At 67.6% G+C, this 16945-nt stretch carries 17 protein-coding genes and 1 tRNA gene; 9 read left to right on the top strand and 9 right to left on the bottom strand.

The features are described 5' to 3' along the window. Positions 1-9 precede the first annotated feature (9 nt). From PUN51_RS20785 to PUN51_RS17450, 3 genes are all read right to left on the bottom strand, one after another. Complete coding sequence (locus PUN51_RS20785; protein WP_275181935.1) at positions 10-1698, bottom strand: sensor histidine kinase; 1689 nt, start codon at positions 1696-1698, stop codon at positions 10-12. A gap of 117 nt (positions 1699-1815) precedes the next feature. Then, positions 1816-3189, bottom strand: coding sequence for a DNA repair protein RadA (gene radA, locus PUN51_RS17455; RefSeq protein ID WP_159634258.1), 1374 nt, complete (start codon positions 3187-3189; stop codon positions 1816-1818). 29 nt (positions 3190-3218) lie between these two features. Continuing rightward, the gene (locus PUN51_RS17450) at positions 3219-4346 is read right to left on the bottom strand and encodes an FUSC family protein (protein ID WP_275181934.1); all 1128 of its coding nucleotides are present in this window, start codon (positions 4344-4346) and stop codon (positions 3219-3221) included. Between the two features lie 251 nt (positions 4347-4597). On the opposite strand from PUN51_RS17450, the gene pstS reads away from it, so the two are divergent. The 5 genes from pstS to PUN51_RS17425 all read left to right on the top strand — a co-directional run bounded on the left by pstS (position 4598) and on the right by PUN51_RS17425 (position 9239). Then, positions 4598-5719: a phosphate ABC transporter substrate-binding protein PstS gene (pstS, locus tag PUN51_RS17445; protein ID WP_159634252.1), complete on the top strand. Its 1122-nt coding sequence runs from the start codon at positions 4598-4600 to the stop codon at positions 5717-5719. Between the two features lie 101 nt (positions 5720-5820). Continuing rightward, the gene (pstC, locus tag PUN51_RS17440; RefSeq protein WP_224024282.1) at positions 5821-6753 is read left to right on the top strand and encodes a phosphate ABC transporter permease subunit PstC; all 933 of its coding nucleotides are present in this window, start codon (positions 5821-5823) and stop codon (positions 6751-6753) included. Further along, positions 6754-7866 carry a phosphate ABC transporter permease PstA gene (pstA, locus tag PUN51_RS17435; protein ID WP_159634246.1) on the top strand — a complete coding sequence of 371 codons (1113 nt, stop codon included), beginning with the start codon at positions 6754-6756 and terminating at the stop codon, positions 7864-7866. Positions 7867-7937: 71 nt separating this feature from the next. Continuing rightward, positions 7938-8717, top strand: a complete 780-nt coding sequence (gene pstB / locus PUN51_RS17430; RefSeq protein WP_018763202.1) for a phosphate ABC transporter ATP-binding protein PstB — start codon at positions 7938-7940, stop codon at positions 8715-8717. A 93-nt stretch (positions 8718-8810) separates the two neighbouring features. Continuing rightward, entirely contained in the window at positions 8811-9239 is a 429-nt protein-coding gene (locus PUN51_RS17425) for a hypothetical protein (RefSeq protein ID WP_224024285.1), read from the top strand. Positions 9240-9368: 129 nt separating this feature from the next. Here PUN51_RS17425 and PUN51_RS17420 read toward each other — a convergent pair whose 3' ends face one another. From PUN51_RS17420 to PUN51_RS17405, 4 genes are all read right to left on the bottom strand, one after another. After that, complete coding sequence (locus PUN51_RS17420) at positions 9369-9776, bottom strand: hypothetical protein (RefSeq protein ID WP_224024287.1); 408 nt, start codon at positions 9774-9776, stop codon at positions 9369-9371. Between the two features lie 181 nt (positions 9777-9957). Beyond that, positions 9958-10968 (bottom strand): inorganic phosphate transporter, encoded by a 1011-nt coding sequence (locus PUN51_RS17415; protein ID WP_224024288.1) that lies wholly within the window; start codon positions 10966-10968, stop codon positions 9958-9960. A 1-nt stretch (position 10969) separates the two neighbouring features. Further along, entirely contained in the window at positions 10970-11587 is a 618-nt protein-coding gene (locus tag PUN51_RS17410; RefSeq protein ID WP_159634237.1) for a DUF47 domain-containing protein, read from the bottom strand. 314 nt (positions 11588-11901) lie between these two features. Beyond that, positions 11902-12561 (bottom strand): hypothetical protein, encoded by a 660-nt coding sequence (locus PUN51_RS17405; RefSeq protein ID WP_159634234.1) that lies wholly within the window; start codon positions 12559-12561, stop codon positions 11902-11904. A 212-nt stretch (positions 12562-12773) separates the two neighbouring features. Between PUN51_RS17405 and PUN51_RS17400 the strand changes: the two genes are divergently transcribed. After that, positions 12774-12846 (top strand) — tRNA-Lys (locus PUN51_RS17400). Between the two features lie 67 nt (positions 12847-12913). Here the strand turns inward: PUN51_RS17400 and PUN51_RS17395 are convergent. Further along, on the bottom strand, positions 12914-13507 hold the full coding sequence (locus PUN51_RS17395) for a M23 family metallopeptidase (protein WP_275181933.1): 594 nt from the start codon (positions 13505-13507) through the stop codon (positions 12914-12916). 27 nt (positions 13508-13534) lie between these two features. Beyond that, positions 13535-13876 (bottom strand): YciI family protein, encoded by a 342-nt coding sequence (locus PUN51_RS17390; protein ID WP_159634228.1) that lies wholly within the window; start codon positions 13874-13876, stop codon positions 13535-13537. 161 nt (positions 13877-14037) lie between these two features. Here PUN51_RS17390 and PUN51_RS17385 point away from each other — a divergent pair, with 161 nt between their 5' ends. The 3 genes from PUN51_RS17385 (at position 14038) to PUN51_RS17375 (ending at position 16912) form a co-directional block, all read left to right on the top strand. After that, complete coding sequence (locus tag PUN51_RS17385; RefSeq protein WP_159634225.1) at positions 14038-15057, top strand: LacI family DNA-binding transcriptional regulator; 1020 nt, start codon at positions 14038-14040, stop codon at positions 15055-15057. A gap of 151 nt (positions 15058-15208) precedes the next feature. Next, positions 15209-16045 (top strand): DUF4397 domain-containing protein, encoded by an 837-nt coding sequence (locus tag PUN51_RS17380; RefSeq protein ID WP_275181932.1) that lies wholly within the window; start codon positions 15209-15211, stop codon positions 16043-16045. Between the two features lie 111 nt (positions 16046-16156). After that, complete coding sequence (locus PUN51_RS17375; protein WP_275181931.1) at positions 16157-16912, top strand: class F sortase; 756 nt, start codon at positions 16157-16159, stop codon at positions 16910-16912. Positions 16913-16945: the final 33 nt, after the last annotated feature.

Below are 16945 nucleotides of genomic sequence, written 5' to 3'. Positions count from 1 at the left end.
CCGGAGCTGTCAGCGTAACGGCAGGATGAAGGTCGCAGTGGTGCCCACGCCGGGCTCACTGTCCAGGCTGATGGATCCACCGTGGCCTTCAACGATGGTCTTGCTGACGGGCAACCCCAGGCCCGCGCCCGGGATGGCCGTTTCCCGCGCCCGGGCCGAGCGGAAGAACTTGGTGAATGCCTGTTCCTGCTCTTCCTCCGTCATTCCCACGCCCGTATCGGTGACGGAACAGACCAGGCCCGCATCGGTCCTGACGGCCCCGGCAATGATGAGGCCGCCGCTGGGGGAGTACTTGATGGCGTTCGAGAGCAGGTTCCTGACCACCTGGCCGATTCGCTCCGGATCCACCCTTGCCGGCAGCGGCTGCTCCACGTCAAGGACCAGCTGCAGCCCGTTGCCGGCGGCCTTGGGGAGTGCGGCATCCACCTCCAGCGCCAGCAGCCGGGCCAGGTCCGTTTCCTCCAGCGACAGGTCCATCCGCTCGGATGCCACAGCGATCAGGTCATTGACCAGGCTCAGCAGGTGTTCCGAGTTCCGGCGCACCACCAAAAGCTCCTCCCGGATGTCCTCATGCCCGGGTTCGTCCAGGACCAGTTCCAGGTAGCCCAGGATGGACGTGAGCGGTGTCCGCAGCTCGTGCGAGACAGTGGCAACGAAGTCGTCCTTGGCCGCCAGAGCACTGACCAGGGTGGTGACGTCCACAAAGGTGATGACGGCCCCACCTTCCTGGCGGCCGGCGGGAGGGAAGCCGTGCGAGCTCACGGAGTAGGCACGCTGGCGGTCTGCGGGGCCGGCCCAATACAACTCGTCCGTGAAGGCATCGCCGGCTGCGGCCCGGGCTGCGGGAAGCAGCCCTGACGGTACCGGTGTACAGCGGTCCGCCAGCATCAGCGTGCCCGGCCCTTCGGCAGGGCCCATCACGCCGCCGAGGGCGGGGTCCGTGCGCATCGCCCTGTTGGCCAGCACGGTGTGGCCCCGGGTGTCCACCACCCAGACGCCCACCCCAACCGCCTTCAGCACTGCATCAAGCAGGGCCTGCCGGCGGACGCTTTCCGCCAGCGTGCGGGCCAGATCCTGTTCGTTTTCAACAAGCCTGACGCGATGGCGGCGGATGGTGGTGGCCACCACGTGGGCGCTCACCGCGATGACGGACATGACCAGGGGAAGGATGAGGGTGCGGATCATGGATCCCCCGGCCGGGGACGAGCCCTGTACGGCAGCGGGAACAACGATGCTGAGGACCGTCCCTGCAATGGCCAGGGCCGGCATGTACGGCCGGACCTGGGCAGAGAGCCAGATGACGGGAAATACCAGCATTACGCTCAGCACGCTGAAGGTAGGTCCACCCGCCTGCCGGGTGAGCCCGATGGCGATGCAATCCATAAGCGGGATCACGGCAAACGTCGCCGCCGGGATCCGGGCCCAGGGCGTGGCCACGCACAAGGCGGCGACTGCCAGGTGGAACAGCAGGGCTGCCATAAAGAGCTTGCTGTTGAATGTCTCTGGGCTGAAGACGGCCGTGGCAACCACCACGAGGACCATGGCCAACGTGACCGGCGATTGACTGGCGGCCACCCGCATGCGGGGACTAAGGCTCGCCAACAGGCCATCGAGTCGGTCGGACACCACCGGCTGTACCTGCGCCCTGCGTTCATGGTTCACCGCACTGGCGGTCCCCTGCTTTTCCCCGATTACCACGCTGCCCCCAGCACAGAAATGTAAGCCTCCGTCTGCGAGAAGGTTCTGGACTTAGAGTACCCGCCGGGAACCAGTGCTCTGCCCGCTGCCCCCGCACCGGCCCCCGGAAGCAGGCTGCTAGCCAATCAGGAGGCTGAGCGCCTCCGTGAGGTGCTCTACTTCACGCACCGAGAATCCCGCCGGCACGGGACCGGGCCCGGTGTGGCTGGCCGGAACCACGGCGTGGGTGAATCCCAGCCGGTGGGCTTCCTGGATGCGCTGGTTGATGCCCGGTACGGGCCGGACCTCGCCTGCCAGCCCCACCTCGCCGAAGGCAATAAGCCGGATGGGCAAAGGCTTGCGGGCCTTGGCCGACGCCACGGCAAGGGCCACCGCCAGGTCCGTGGCCGGTTCACTGAGCTTCACCCCGCCCACGGTGGCAACGTAGGAATCATCCTTGTGCAGCATGGTCCCTGCGCGCTGCTGCAGCACGGCCAACAGCATGGACACGCGTGAACTGTCCAGGCCGCTGGTGGCGCGGCGGGGCTGCGAGTTGGGGCTTTCGGCGAGCAGCGACTGCACTTCCGCCAGCAGCGGGCGGCGCCCCTCCATGGTGACGGTGATGCAGGTCCCGGAAACCGGGTCCTTGGTGCGGCTGACGAACAGCCCGCTGGGATCGGCCAGTCCCTCGATGCCGTTTTCATTGAGGTCGAAGCAGCCAACGTCGTCGGTGGGCCCGTACCGGTTCTTCACGGCGCGCAGCAACCGCAGCCGGGAGTGCCGCTCGCCCTCGAACTGGCACACCACATCCACCAGGTGCTCCAGCAGGCGGGGCCCGGCAATGGAACCGTCCTTGGTAACGTGCCCCACCAGCAGGGTGGTCATGTTCCGCCGCTTGGCGGCCGCGATGATGGAGGCGGCGACCTCGCGGACCTGCGACACGCCGCCCGCGCTGCCGTCAACATCGGCGCTACTGAGCGTCTGCACCGAGTCCACGATCAGCAGCCGCGGCTCGATCTTCTCCACCTGGCCCAGGGCCTGGCCGAGGTCCGTCTCCGCGGACAGGTACAGGGATTCAGCGACGGCGTCGATCCGTTCGGCCCGCAGTTTGACCTGCGCGGCCGATTCCTCGCCAGTGACGTAGAGGACGTCCTGGGCGGTGCGGGCGAACTTGGCAGCGACGTCCAGCAGCAGCGTGGATTTGCCGACACCGGGTTCGCCGGCCAGCAGGATGACGGCGCCCGGAACCAGGCCGCCGCCCAGCACCCGGTCCAGTTCGTCCACGCCGGTGGGCAGGAAAGCCGCCGTGGTGGCATCGACGTCGGCAATCCGGCGCGCGGGCTCCGCGACTGTCGTGGCCGCCGTCGTCCGTGCCACGGCAGTGCCCGTTTCCTCCACCGTGCCCCAGGCCTGGCACTCGCCGCAGCGGCCCACCCACTTGGCCGTGGTCCAGCCGCACTCGGCGCATTTGTACGCGGGCGCCTTGGACGCCCGGGAAGTCTTTGTTGCCATGCGTCCAACCCTAGCGGCGGGCACCGACACTACAGTGCGGGCAGCACGTCCCTGGCCTCGGCCGCATCCATGCCGGTGGCTTCGAGCAGGTCCACCATCAGCGGCCGGAACAGCATGACCACGGTTTCGCCCTCCAGCCGCGTCACCTCCAGCAGCTTGGGGTGCAGGCGAAGGGCGATCTCGCTCAGGTCCCGCCGGGCAGTGCGCAAGTGGGCGCGGCGGACGCCTTCGTGCGTCTCCGCAAGGCCCAGGGAAAGCTCGTCAATGGCGGCAGCTGTCTCCTGCAGCACCCCCGCGATGCTGTCCGTCGCCTCGTCAGAGAGCGCCGTGTGGTTGATGGCGCTGGTCAACCGCCGCGCAAACACGCGGCTGTTCCTCAGGGCGAGGTCGATGAAATCCAGCGACTGCTTCAGCCGGTCCAGTTCATCGCGGTGCCGCCGGTAGGCGGGCGCCAGCGTGGCCACCTCGCCGGATGCCCGGAGGGACTGGCGCATGGCATCCACCAGCGGCTGGCAGTTCCGGCCGCGTATCAGCGCATGCCAGGCCTGGGTGGAATCACTGTTGGCCAGCGCCCCGGCACATTCCCGCAGCACCTCCGCCAGTTCATGCAGCAGTTTCTGCACATCCCGGCGCGGCTCCCGGCGGGGGTCCTTCGGCACGAGGATGGTCACGAGCAGGGCGCACATGCCGCCCACCACGGCATCGATGCTCCGGGTGAACGGGCCCCCGGACGGTGCCGGCAGCAAGACCACCAGCAGCGACTGAAGCGCCAGTTGCGTGGTGAAGATATTCCCGCTGTCCAGGAAACGGGCCAGCAGGATCGAGAAGAGGAGCACGACGGCGGCCACCCAGATATCGCCGCCCAGCCAGTGCAGGAGCAGGTCGCCGACAGCAATGCCGATGGTGCAGCCCAGGCCCACTTCCATCACGCGCCGCAGCCGCGGCTCCCGGGAAAACCCAAGGGCGATCAGCGACGAGGTGGCAGCGAACAGGGGGCCGGAGTGGCCCAGGACGTACTCGGCGAACGCATAGGCGCCCACCGCGCACACGGTCATCTGGATGGCGGGCACAAAGGAGTTGCGGCTTCGGATCAACCCGGTCCGGATCCGGCTGCGCAGGAACCGCCTGGTCGCTGAGAGTCCTGCTGGGATGGCCATGGGTCCAAGTCTATTCAGTGCCGATCCACTGCCCGGCGCAGGTGCACTACGACTGCGCATGTGATCTGCGCAATGGTGACCCGGCATTTGTCAGCCAATATCCCGCCGTCGTTAATCCTCCGTTCACTTTGGACAGCCCATCCCGTTACCTGCGGCCCTTAACTTTCTTGAAGGTACAAAACGTATGCATCGCGCAGCAGGGTTCTCCGTCCCTGTCCCGCACCTGAATAACCCTGGAAGGGGTACATCTAGTGAAGGCACTCCGCTTCGGCCGCCACGCGGCTATCGCTGTTATCGCAGCCGGCGCACTTGCGCTCTCCGCCTGCGGTTCAGACAACGCCACGGGCACCGCCCCTGCCGGCTCCCAGTCCGCCGGCGGCACCAAGGTGACCGGTACGCTGACCGGCATCGGTTCCTCCGCCCAGGGCGCCGCCATGGACGCCTGGAAGACGAACTTCGCCTCCGCCAACTCCGGCGCCAGCGTGCAGTACTCCCCGGACGGCTCCGGCGCAGGCCGCAAGGCCATCCTGGACGGCTCGGCACAGTTCGCCGGCTCGGACGCCTACCTGAAGGATGAGGAATACGCCTCATCCAAGTCCGTCTGCGGCCCCGAGGGCGCCATCAACGTCCCCGTCTACATCTCCCCGATCGCCGTGGCCTTCAACGTTCCCGGCGTCACCGACCTGAAGCTGGACGCCACCACCGTGGCCAAGATCTTCCGTGGCCAGATCGCCAAGTGGAACGACCCCGCCATCGCCGCCCTGAACGCCGGCGTCTCGCTGCCCGACCTGAAGGTCACCCCGGTGAACCGCTCCGACGACTCGGGCACCACGCAGAACTTCACTGACTACCTGGCTGCCGCCGCTTCCGACGTCTGGACCGACAAGGCCGCCGGTGTGTGGCCCGCCAGCCTGCAGGGCGAAAACGCCAAGGGCACCTCCGGCGTGGTCAAGACCGTCACGGACACCCCCGGTGCCGTGACCTACGCCGACGACTCCGCCGTCAGCGGCAAGCTGGGCGTTGCCCAGATCAAGGTGGGCGACTCCTTCACCAAGATCTCCGCCGATGCTGCTGCCAAGGCAGTGGACGCCGGCAAGCCCGTTGAAGGCCGCGCCGCCAACGATCTCTCCATCAAGCTGGACCGCAAGACCACCATCGCGGGCGCCTACCCGATCGTCCTGGTGTCCTTCCACGTCCTGTGCACCACCTACGACAAGCAGGAGACCGTTGACCTGGTCAAGGCCTTCGAGCACTACGTAGTTTCCGCAGAGGGCCAGAAGGCGGCAGCAGAGTCGGCCAAGTCCGCCCCGCTGTCCTCGGACCTCGCAGCCAAGGCCGCCAAGGCCATCGACTCGATCAAGGTCAAGTCCTAGCCAACGCTGTAAAACCGGGTTCCCCGCCTGCCGGACGGCAGTGCGGGGAACTTGGCTTTGCGCCGCATCCTTAATCCAGCTACGAATCGAAGGGCCGTCGAATGACCGCCACCTCCCTGACCAGTACCCAGGGCGCCGGGCGCGCCGGGGACAAAGTCTTCTCCGGCGCCACGCTGGCAGCCGGGTGCCTGATCCTCGCCGTCCTTTTCGGCGTCGCGCTTTTCCTGGTAGTCCAGGCAATCCCCGCGCTGACCGCGCCCGCAGACAAGATCCAGGGCGGCCAGGGCTTCTTCGCCTACATCTGGCCCATCGTGATCGGCACGCTCATCGCCGCCGCCATTGCGCTGGTGATCGCCACACCCGTCGCCATCGGCGTGGCGCTGTTCATCTCCCACTTCGCACCCCGCCGCCTGGCCTCCGGCCTCGGCTACGTGGTGGACCTGCTCGCCGCCATCCCCTCCGTTGTCTACGGCGCCTGGGGTGCCGCTTTCCTTGCCAAGGAGATCGCGCCGGCATACGGCTGGCTCGCAACCAACATGGGCTGGCTCCCCATCTTCCAGGGCCCGGCCTCCACCACCGGCAAGACCATCCTCACCGCCGGCATCGTCCTGGCGGTCATGGTCCTGCCCATCATCACCTCGCTGTCCCGCGAGATCTTCCTGCAGACCCCCAAGCTGCATGAGGAAGCTGCGCTGGCACTCGGTGCCACCCGCTGGGAAATGATCAAGATGGCCGTGCTGCCCTTCGCCCGCCCCGGCATCATCAGCGCCATCATGCTGGGCCTGGGCCGCGCCCTGGGTGAGACCATGGCCGTTGCCCTGGTGCTCTCCTCCGGTGCCCTGACCGCCAGCCTGATCCAGTCCGGCAACCAGACCATCGCCGCCGAGATCGCCCTGAACTTCCCCGAAGCCAGCGGCCTCAAGGTCAGCACGCTGATCGCCGCCGGCCTGGTGCTGTTCGTCATCACCCTGGCCGTGAACATGATCGCGCGCTGGGTTATCACCCGGCACAAAGAATTCTCGGGAGCCAACTAAATGACCTCCACGCTTACCCCCGTCCGCAGCAAGCGGTCGGCGCTCACCAAGGGCCAGCTGCCCAAGTACGCACCCTACGCGGTGCTCGGTGGAGCCCTGATCGTCGGCGCTGCCATCCTTGCCCTGATCGGCTTCAACCCGTTCGGCTGGGGCCTGGTCTCCGCGATCCTGTTCGCCGTGGGCCTGGTGTCCTGGAGCGCCGCGGTGGAAGGCTCCCGCAAGGCCAAGGACAAGCTGGCCACTTGCCTGGTGGTCGGCTCGTTCCTGGTGGCGCTGCTGCCCCTGGTTTCGGTGATCTGGACCGTGCTGATCAACGGCATCCCCGGCCTCATCGACCCCGGGTTCCTCACCACCTCCATGAACGGCGTTACGGGCGCGTTCGACAACAAGGCCGTGGAAAGCGGCGGCCCGGTGATGGGCGGCATCTACCACGCCCTCCTGGGCACCGTGCAGATCACGCTGCTGGCCACCGTAATCTCCGTCCCCGTGGGGCTGCTCACGGCCATCTACCTGGTGGAGTATGGCAACGACGGCCGCCTGGCCAAGGCCATCACGTTCTTTGTGGACGTCATGACCGGCATCCCCTCCATCGTGGCCGGCCTGTTCGCTGCCGCGTTCTTCTTCGTGGTGGTGGGCCCGGGCACCAAGACCGGTGCGGTGGCCGCCGTCGCGCTTTCCGTGTTGATGATCCCCGTGGTGGTCCGCTCCAGCGAGGAAATGCTCAAGATCGTCCCCAACGAGCTCCGCGAGGCCGCCTACGCCCTGGGCGTCCGCAAGTGGCGGACCATCCTCAAGGTGGTTATCCCGACGGCGATCTCCGGCATCGCGTCCGGCGTCACCCTGGCGATCGCCAGGGTCATCGGCGAGACGGCGCCCATTTTGGTCACCGCCGGCTTTGCCACCAGCATCAACTCCAACGTGTTCGGCGGCTGGATGGCCTCGCTGCCCACGTTCATCTACACCCAGATCCTCAATCCCACCTCGCCGTCCAACCCGGACCCGTCCTCCCAGCGGGCCTGGGGTGCGGCCCTGGTCCTGATCATCCTGGTGATGGTCCTGAACCTGGTGGCACGCCTGATCGCCAGGATCTTCGCCCCCAAAACCGGCCGGTAACCAGGCCCTCCTTCCGCCATACCGCGGCGGATCCTAGACTTCAATCCATACCCAGTAAGTGAAGGAACACCATGTCTAAGCGCATCGACGTCAAGGACCTGAACGTGTACTACGGCGACTTCCTCGCCGTTGAGGACGTCAGCATCAACATCGAGGCCAAGTCCGTGACCGCGTTCATCGGCCCCTCCGGCTGCGGAAAGTCCACCTTCCTCCGCACCCTGAACCGCATGCACGAGGTCATCCCCGGCGCGCGCGTTGAGGGCGAGGTCCTGCTGGACGGCGACAACCTTTACGGCCCCGGCGTGGACCCCGTAACCGTGCGCTCGCAGATCGGCATGGTCTTCCAGCGGCCCAACCCGTTCCCCACGATGTCCATCCGGGACAACGTTCTGGCGGGCGTGAAGCTGAACAACAAGAAGATCTCCAAGGGCGAGGCAGATGTCCTGGTGGAACGCTCCCTCAAGGGCGCCAACCTCTGGAACGAGGTCAAGGACCGGCTGGAGAAGCCCGGTTCCGGCCTCTCGGGCGGCCAGCAGCAGCGCCTCTGCATCGCCCGCGCCATTGCCGTGGAGCCGCAGGTGATCCTCATGGATGAGCCCTGTTCCGCCCTGGACCCGATTTCCACCCTGGCCATTGAGGACCTCATCAACGAGCTCAAGGACCAGTACACCGTGGTGATCGTTACCCACAACATGCAGCAGGCCGCGCGCGTATCCGACAAGACCGCCTTCTTCAACATTGCAGGCACCGGCAAGCCGGGCAAGCTGATCGAATACGGCGACACCCACACCATCTTCAGCAACCCCGTACAGAAGGCCACGGAAGACTACGTCTCCGGACGCTTCGGGTAAGCCGCTGTTCCCGTTGGCGATCTACTGACGCGTTTAGTACGCTAATCGAGATACTTTCGGAACTAGTAGTAAGCCCGCTTAAGGAGTTTTGCCATGACGCAGACGGCCAGTGAACCCCTGGGCCCCCAGCTTACTGTTTCCGTACCCGGGGTGGACGCAGTCCAGGACGCAGTTGAACCGGCGCAGGCTTTCGCGGCTGCGGCGGGACTGGCGGGACCCCTGGCTGCCGGTCCGCTGGCGCCGGAGCTCGAACCGCACCTCGCCCTGGCCGCGGCCGGCGTTGAGGAAGCCATCGAGGAAGAGGACGTCCTGGCCGAGGTGTGGCGCACCAGCTCACGCCTCGAAAGCATGCAGTGGGAACTGGACACGGCCCAGGAGTCCCTGCGGCAGGCTGTCCGCAAGGCCTCCGCTGCCGGAGTGGCGGACGGCGAACTGTGCACCGCCGCCAACCTCACCCCGGAGGAGCTCTCCACCGTCCTGATGGCCGCCGCCGTCGTCAGCCCTGTGGCCCTGGAGCTCTAGCAAAACCGCAAAGCACCCCGTGCCCAACAATGGCCCGGTTCGATGCGCAGGGACGGCTCCCGCAGATCGAGCCGGGCCATCATTGCGCCTGCCCGTCACAGTGCAGCGCGCGGTAAGGGTGCGCGGTGCCTATTCCGGGACCTCCAGCTGGAACCCGCAGTGGCAGCGCAGGACCCGGGTGGGCAGGGATACGGCGTTGAGCCCGCTGCCTGATCTGTTGCTGCGGTAGCAGAGCCGCTCAACTTCGAACTCCGCCTCCTCCATGGGGAAGCCGCAGTGGATGTAGTCGTCCCCGAAGAGGACCACCTGGGCCATCCAGCGGACCTGGTTCAGTGCGGCCGCGACGTCGGTGGCGTAGGCCGTGTGTTCCTGGAACAGGTCGCAGTCGTTGCAGGTGTAGGACACTGTGACCAGATCCCCGCCGGCAGCGCCGATGGCAGTGATGGCGTGGATGGTCAGCTGGTGCTCGGTTCCGCAGGCCTCGCACTGGGGTTGCCGGGGCTGTGGAAGGTGGCGCCGGGAATAGGAGTGGGACATGGCGCCTGCTCTTTTCCGCGTTGTGCATCCAAGCCGCCGGGTGGCTGCAGCGGCACCTGGTCCGCAGCCCTGCACACGGCGCGGACGCCGGTCCCCGGCACCGTTGACCGGGGGCGCACTTTCGAATCTACGTCACGGCGGATTCCCTGTACAGGGCAGCGCCGCCCCCGGGTGGGCCTGCCTAGACGGAAATGGGGGAGAGGGCCAGCGCAAGCACGAAGCCCAGGGCGCACGTCGCCAGCGGGGTCAGCCCCCAGAGCCACAGGATCCGGATGACCAGTTTCCGGTTGGTGACCGAAAAGTGCTGGTTTTCCCCGGCGCCGAGGGCTCCTGCGGTGACGGTGTGGGTGGTGGAAAGCGGCCAGTGCAGCCCGATGGCCCCCACGAAGAGCATCAGCGCGCTGAACGTCTGGGCCACGGAACCACGAAGAGGATCGATCCTGGTGATCTTGTATCCAATGGTGTGGGAGATCCGCCATCCCCCGAAGAGCGTCCCGGCGGTCATCATCACTGCGGACAGCGCCGCAACCCAGGTGGGGATCCCGCCGTCGGAATAGCCTCCTGCCAGCAGGGCCAGCAGCAGTACCGCGCTGACGCGCTGCCCGTCCTGCAGGCCGTGGCCAAAGGCCACCGCGCCGGCGGCAACAGCCTGGCCCCGGCGGAAGCGCTGGTTCACCACGTTGGGCTGGGTGTAGCGGGCCACCCATGTGGCCGGATACACCAGGAGGAAGGAGCCGCTGTAGGCCACGAGCGGGGACAGCACCAGCGGCAGGACCACCTGGAACAGGAGCGACTGGTCCACGCCTGCCACTCCCGGGCCTCCGATCGCCAGGCTGGCGAGGCCTGCGCCGGCGAGCCCGCCCACCAGGGCGTGGGTGGAGGAGGCGGGGATGCCGCGCCACCACATCAGCACGCCCCAGGCGCAGGCGCTGGCCAGGCCCGCCACCAGGATGGCCAGGCCGTCGGTGCCGGACGGAAGGTTGATCCAGGTCCGGCTGACGGCGACGGCGAGCAGGGCGCTCAGGAGGGCGCCGACAAAGTTGAAGAACGCGGCGAGGAGCACGCCGACGCTGGGGGTGAGGGCCCGGTTGCGCACGGCCAGGGCCACCGAGGTGGACGCGTCGCGGAAACCGTTCAGGAAGGCAAACGCCGCGGCCAGCAGGACCACCGCGCCGAAGATGACTGCGGTCACGTCAGGATTCCTTGACGATGATGCTGCCTACCTGGGTGGCCACCCGCCGCATGTCCTTGGTGACCTCCACCAGCTGGTTGGCGATGTCCCGGTTGCGGGAGTACTGGGCCCACTTCATGTCCGCGATCATGTCCGCCACCCAGACGCGGTGGGTCCGTTCTGCCCGTTTGGCGAGGCGCAGGATCTCGATCCAGTAGTCCTCGAGGTCGTCCAGGTCATTGAGCCTGCGCATGGCGTCAACGGTCAGTTCGGCCTGCCTGCTGATGATCTCCAGCTGGTCTGCGGCGCGCTTCGGGAGGCGGTCCAGCCGGTAGAGGGCCACCAGCTCTGCCGCGGCGTCCATCTTTTCCATGGCTTCGTTGAGGTACCGGGAGAGGGCGTACATGTCCTCGCGGGGCAGGGGATTCACAAAGCTGGTGCGCATGTGCGTCAGCAGCGCGAAATGCAGTTCGGCGGACTTGGCCTCGATGTTGTGCATGTCCTCAACGAGCTTGCCGTGCTCGTCCGCGGGTACGCCAAGGATCTCGGCCAGGGTGGCGGTGGCCAGCACGATCTGTTGTGCCATCTGTGAGAGCAGGTTCAGCCCTGCGGGCTCCTGTGGAAAAAGGCGCAGCTTCACGTGTTTACCGGTCTCCAGGACGTATCAAGGCGGGGGTTGCTGCCATGTGACTTGACGGCGGCGCGCAACTGACGCTTACTCTACCGGCCCGTAACTGCACCCTCTGAATCGGCCACCTGGAAGAGGGCAGAAAAATGGTGCCGAACCGGATACGCCTCTCGGCGGTAGGCCGCTCTAGGCGGCTAATTGTTGAAGCCCGGGGGTTTCGCGGCTCGGCACCGGTTTCAGTCTTCTACTTCACCCGGCCCAAGTCAATCTTGACAGCGGGGGCTTGGTTCGTCCCGGAAATCCGGTCCGCCGGGGGAAAAGACGCCTCAGTCCAGTTCGCCCAGGCGCCACGCGTTGGCCGCGTGTTCAAGGTCCTCGGCGGTCTTGACCAGCTGGTGGGAGTTGCGGGTCAGTTTGCTGGCGTGGGCCTCGTTGGCATGCTCGGCGCCGTCGGCGAGGGTGGCCTGGCCGAGCGCCACCACGCGGCAGAAGGCGGCGGAACGTTCCAGCGCGACGTCGAAATCGCCGTCGAACGCGCCGGAAAGGATGGCGTCCGCCATGGTGCGCATTTCGTCGGCGCCGGGCGGCTCAGCGGCGCCGGCCACCACGTTGGATACCTGGGCGGTGTCCCTGCCCGCGCGGAAGTAGACGGAGATGCGTTCGGGGTCCTGGACGGTGGCGGCACGCAGTGCGTAGAGCCGCCAGAGGGCGCCGGGAAGGGAGCGGGCAGGGCTCTCCGCCCACATCTCGGCGATGGCGTCCAGGCCCTGTTCGTCCGCGAGCTTCACCAGGCGTTCGGTGATCACCGGATCGTCGCTGTCGCGGCCATGGCGGACCAGGGCCTGCGCGGCAAGGTGGGCAGCCTCTGATACCCGGGCGGGATCGGCACCGCCTGCGAAGGGCTCGAAATCCATCGGAGCGAAGGGCTTGGGCTTATGGTGCCGGTTGCTGCCGCCGTACGGAGTTGTTCCTGCTTGCTCGCTCATGCCCCCCACGCTACTCCTGTGCCACAGCGGAAATCGAGCGTCCGCGGGGCTTGTCCGGTGACGGCGGCAGGGGCCCGGACCGCGGGGTGAAAACGTACGACGGCGGCGCCCGGGGCGTGTGCGAAGTGTCCGGAACCATGGGTTAGAGTATTAACGTCCAGAAATGGATTGGGCCGTACGGGCAAAACACAGCGTGTTTGACCGGCCGGCAGGGGCCTTTAGCTCAGTTGGTAGAGCATCGGACTTTTAATCCGTGGGTCGTGGGTTCGAGCCCCACAGGGCCCACCCATCAAAACCACGAGGGTCCGCCGCGAACGTGCAGGCGGACCCCATTTCTTTTAAGCAGCCCCGGTCAGGCAGCCACAACAGCCCCGTTCCGCGGCAGTCCGCCCGCGAACGAGACGGGAACCGCGGAAGCCTGTCCAGGGTCTGCCGAGTCCATGGCCTGCACGTGCACGTGCGGTTCCGTGCTGTTGCCCGAGTTGCCGCACAGTCCCACCGGCTCCCCGCACCCCACCATCTGGCCCGGCTGGACGCAGACGCTCCCGCGCTTGAGATGGCACAGCGCGATGAACACCCCGCCGGACTCGATGATCACGTGGTTGCCGGCCAAGCCCAGCCACCCCTCCCGCACGCGCCGGGCCTGGGTTGCGGCATAACCGATCGAAGGAAAACCGCGGAAAGCTGCGTGGTCAGGTTCCCCGTCATAGGCGGAGCAGACCACGCCGGACGCCGGCGCCGTCACAGCCCTGCCGAACCCTGCGAAGCGTTCAGGCGGCTCGGGCCGGAACAGCGAGGCCAGGGTGAGCGGCGCCGACTGCCCGCTGGCATCCACCGGTGTGAAATCGATGGCGAAGCTCGTGGCAAAGAGCCGCGTCCCGTGGCTGGGGACCCGGTCCGCCGGTGAGTTCTGCACCAGCCAGGTGCCCGTGAAGGGATAGGCCAAGTCAACCGGGCCTGCCGGATTCACGGTTCAGCCGGCGGGATCGTACTGGAAGGCGCGCAGCTCCTGCGGGCAGCGGCAGGCTACCGCGATCTTCGCAGCCCACTGCACCGCGGCGTCGTATGCGGGCAGTTCCAGCACCGTGTAGCCGCCCTCGATCTGCGCGGTCTGGGGGTAGGTGCCCGCACGTACCGTTCCGTCGCCGCTGACGGTGACGGGCGGGACACTCTCGTCAATGCCGCCCCCGAAAACCCAGACTCCGGCGTCTTTGGCCTCCTGGACCACGGCGTGGGCGGCGTCCGCTACTTCCTGCAGGCCGCCGTCGGGGATGTCCATGGCGCCGCTGGGAAACGAGATCAGGTACTTGGTCATTCCGCCGGCTCCTTCATCGCAAACGGTGGATCACCCTCATCCTTCCTATTGGTCTGCTGCCGCGCAAGGATTCAGCCGCACTCTTCACGGGCGCCCAAGCCGGCGGCCCCAGCGGGCGCAACACGGGGAGCGGCGGGAGCGGCAGCAGGCACAATAGGCACATGGTAAAAACCAGCAAGGGCCGGATGCCGCGCCTGGAAGACGTGGCCAAGGTGGCCGGCGTCTCCCACCAGACCGTCTCCCGCGTGGTGAACAACCACCCCAACGTGAGCAAGGCGACCCGGGAAAAGGTGGAGGCAGCCATTGCCGAGCTGGGGTACCGCCGCAACACCGCGGCCCGGAGCCTGGTCACGCGGCGCTCGCAGACCATCGGCGTGCTGGCCAGTGAACTCTCCCAGTACGGGCCCGCCAACACCCTGCTGGGGGTGGAACATGCGGCCCGCAACGCCGGCTACTTTGTCAGCATCGCGGCGTTGCGGGAAGTGAGCAGGGACGCCATCGCCGACGCGGTGGGCCACTTCATGGACCAGGCCGTGGACGGGATTGCGGTACTGGTCCCGCACGCGGACACCCTGGCCGTGCTGGAGCAGCTGAACCTTCCGGTGCCCGTGGTGGCCGTGGGCTCCGCCGGCAGCGCCTCCGTCAGCGGGGCCATGGTGGACCAGCGCGCGGGCGCCAGGCTCGCCGTCGAACATCTGGTCAAGGAGGGCCACCTGCGGATCGGGCATATCGCCGGCCCTCCCGACTGGACGGACGGTGCCGAGCGCGCGGAGGGCTGGCGCGCGGTGCTTCGGGAGGCAGGGCTGGACGAATCACTCCTGGTGGAAGGGGACTGGAGTGCGGGGAGCGGCTATGCAATCGGCCGCCGGCTGGCGTCCGGGCTCACGGCCACGGCCATCTTTGTGGGGAACGACCAGATGGCCCTGGGCCTCCTGCGCGCGTTCACCGAGGCGGGCGTCAGGGTGCCCGACGACGTCTCCGTGGTGGGCTTCGACGACCAGCCCGAAGCGGGCTACTTCACGCCGCCGCTGACAACCGTACGCCAGGACTTCGAGGAACTGGGGCGCCGCTGCATGGACATCATGCTCGCTGAAATTGAGTCAGGTGCCGCGGTGAGCTCCACGGTGGTGCCGCCGCAGCTTGTCCTCCGCGCCAGCACCGCCGCCCCGGCGTCCGGTTAGAGGCTCACGGGGTGCCTGGAGGGGCGGCCTAAACCCCGACGGAAGAAAAGTTAAAAAATCTCCATGAATCTGCATCCAAATCCGCGCCTGCGCCGGTAGTAGGGGTGTCAGCAAAAAACGCCCGGCAGCCGGGCCGTTCAAGGAGATGGACATGCGCAACACAATCTTTACCGCAGGTGCCGGGGCGGCAGCCATTGCAGCCGCAATCGCCCTGGCCGGCCCCGCCAACGCAGCCGAGGGAGACGCCCAGCTCTCAGTGCTGCACGGCGTTCCCGGACTGACCGTCGACGTCTGGGTCAACGGTGACCGGACGCTGGACGATTTCACCCCGGGAACCCTCGCCGGTCCGCTCGCCCTTCCCGCGGGCACCTACGAAATTGCCATCACGGCAGCTGACGCAGCCGACGCGTCCGCCCCCGCCATCGGTCCGGTCAGCGTCAACCTGGCCGCCAATGGAAACTACACCGCAGCCGCCCACCTCGGCGCAGACGGCAAGCCCACGGCAAGCCTGTTCACCAATGACGTCTCCCAGATCGAGGCCGGCAAGGGCAAACTGACCGTCCGGCATGCCGCCGCCGCACCCCCCGTCGATGTCCTGGCCGGCGGCACCGCCGTGGTCACCAACCTGGCCAACCCGAACGAACAGACCCTTACCCTCGATCCCGGCACGGTCCCGGCCGCAGTTGCCGCCGCCGGCACCACCACCCCCGTGATCGGCCCGGCGGACGTCACGGTGGCCGAAGGGACGCACACCATTGTCTACGCCTGGGGCAGCCTGGCGGACCAGAACCTGAAGCTGGCCGTGCAGACCATCGAGGGCCTGCATACCGCTCCGGCCTCGGTGCCCGGCGCCCTTGACGGTTCCGCAAATACCGGCGGAGCGGGCCCCGCAGTTGCCACCGCCGGGTTCGGCCTGGCAGCCCTGGCCCTGCTGGCCGGGGCGGTGGGCGTAAGCCGCGCCGTGCGTGCCCGGCGGGCCGAACTGTAGCCGCCCGGCTGTAGGACCATCAGTGCAGGGGCCCGGCCGCACACCCGCGGTCGGGCCCCTGCGCGGGCCCCTTTGTTCCCAACCGATGTCTTCTTTGGAAGGAGGCCAGTCATGAACGCACGCACGACGCCGGAAGGCTGGTACCGCCGTCGGCCCGCCTCAAGGGGTGCGGCAGCAGCGCTGGTGGCCGGGGTGCTGGTCCTCTCCGGCTGCGGTTCCGCCGCCCCGTCCAATCCCGGGCAAGCGTCGCCCCCTGCGGGTGCAGCCAGTTCGGTGGCTCCGCCGGATTCCCCGCTGCCGCAGGCAGCTGCCCCAAACGGGGCGGCCCCTTCCAGCCCTGACGCTTCCGGCCCTGCCCCTTCCAGCACCTCGCAGCCGGGGGAGATCACGCTCCGGCCAGCCACTCTGCCGGCGAATGCTCCAGCCCCGGCCCCCACTTCGCTCACCGTGGCCGGCACGGCCATCGACATGCCGGTGGTGCCCGGGGGGGTGTCCACCGGAGGAGCGATGGAGATCCCGGACGTGTTCGACCGTGCCGCCTGGTACAGGTTCGGCCCCGCCCCCGGGGCGGCCGAAGGGGCCGCCGTCATCGCCGGACATATCGACACCACCTCGGACCGCGCCCCGTTTTCCGCCCTGAAGTCGCTCCCGGCGGGAACCATCATCCGCGTGGGAAGGGACGGCGCCCCCGCGCTCAGCTACCGGGTGGTGGGCGTGGAGCTGATGGCCAAGGACAGGTTCGACGGCGCGTCCCTTTTCAGGCGGTCAGGGCCCCATGAACTCAAGCTGGTCACCTGCGGCGGCAAATGGCTGGACGAGCGGATGGACTACAGCGACAATGTGATTGTCACCGCAGTCCCTGCCTGAACCGGTCCCCGCATGAACCAGTTCCTGCACAGC

This window comes from Arthrobacter sp. NQ4 (genome assembly GCF_029077345.1).
GTDB lineage: Bacteria > Actinomycetota > Actinomycetes > Actinomycetales > Micrococcaceae > Arthrobacter.
The sequence above is the reverse complement of the archived record's forward strand: the minus strand, read 5'-3'. Positions and strand labels throughout refer to the sequence as shown.

Bases quoted from the DNA above. Each gene is read 5' to 3' on its own strand.
- pstB (WP_018763202.1), top strand. From the start codon at position 7,938: ATGTCTAAGCGCATCGACGTCAAGGACCTGAACGTGTACTACGGCGAC.
- PUN51_RS17390 (WP_159634228.1), bottom strand. From the start codon at position 13,876: ATGACCAAGTACCTGATCTCGTTTCCCAGCGGCGCCATGGACATCCCC.
- pstC (WP_224024282.1), top strand. From the start codon at position 5,821: ATGACCGCCACCTCCCTGACCAGTACCCAGGGCGCCGGGCGCGCCGGG.
- pstA (WP_159634246.1), top strand. From the start codon at position 6,754: ATGACCTCCACGCTTACCCCCGTCCGCAGCAAGCGGTCGGCGCTCACC.
- PUN51_RS17425 (WP_224024285.1), top strand. From the start codon at position 8,811: ATGACGCAGACGGCCAGTGAACCCCTGGGCCCCCAGCTTACTGTTTCC.
- PUN51_RS17405 (WP_159634234.1), bottom strand. From the start codon at position 12,561: ATGAGCGAGCAAGCAGGAACAACTCCGTACGGCGGCAGCAACCGGCAC.
- PUN51_RS17380 (WP_275181932.1), top strand. From the start codon at position 15,209: ATGCGCAACACAATCTTTACCGCAGGTGCCGGGGCGGCAGCCATTGCA.
- PUN51_RS17375 (WP_275181931.1), top strand. From the start codon at position 16,157: ATGAACGCACGCACGACGCCGGAAGGCTGGTACCGCCGTCGGCCCGCC.
- PUN51_RS17385 (WP_159634225.1), top strand. From the start codon at position 14,038: ATGGTAAAAACCAGCAAGGGCCGGATGCCGCGCCTGGAAGACGTGGCC.
- PUN51_RS17450 (WP_275181934.1), bottom strand. From the start codon at position 4,346: ATGGCCATCCCAGCAGGACTCTCAGCGACCAGGCGGTTCCTGCGCAGC.
- PUN51_RS17420 (WP_224024287.1), bottom strand. From the start codon at position 9,776: ATGTCCCACTCCTATTCCCGGCGCCACCTTCCACAGCCCCGGCAACCC.
- radA (WP_159634258.1), bottom strand. From the start codon at position 3,189: ATGGCAACAAAGACTTCCCGGGCGTCCAAGGCGCCCGCGTACAAATGC.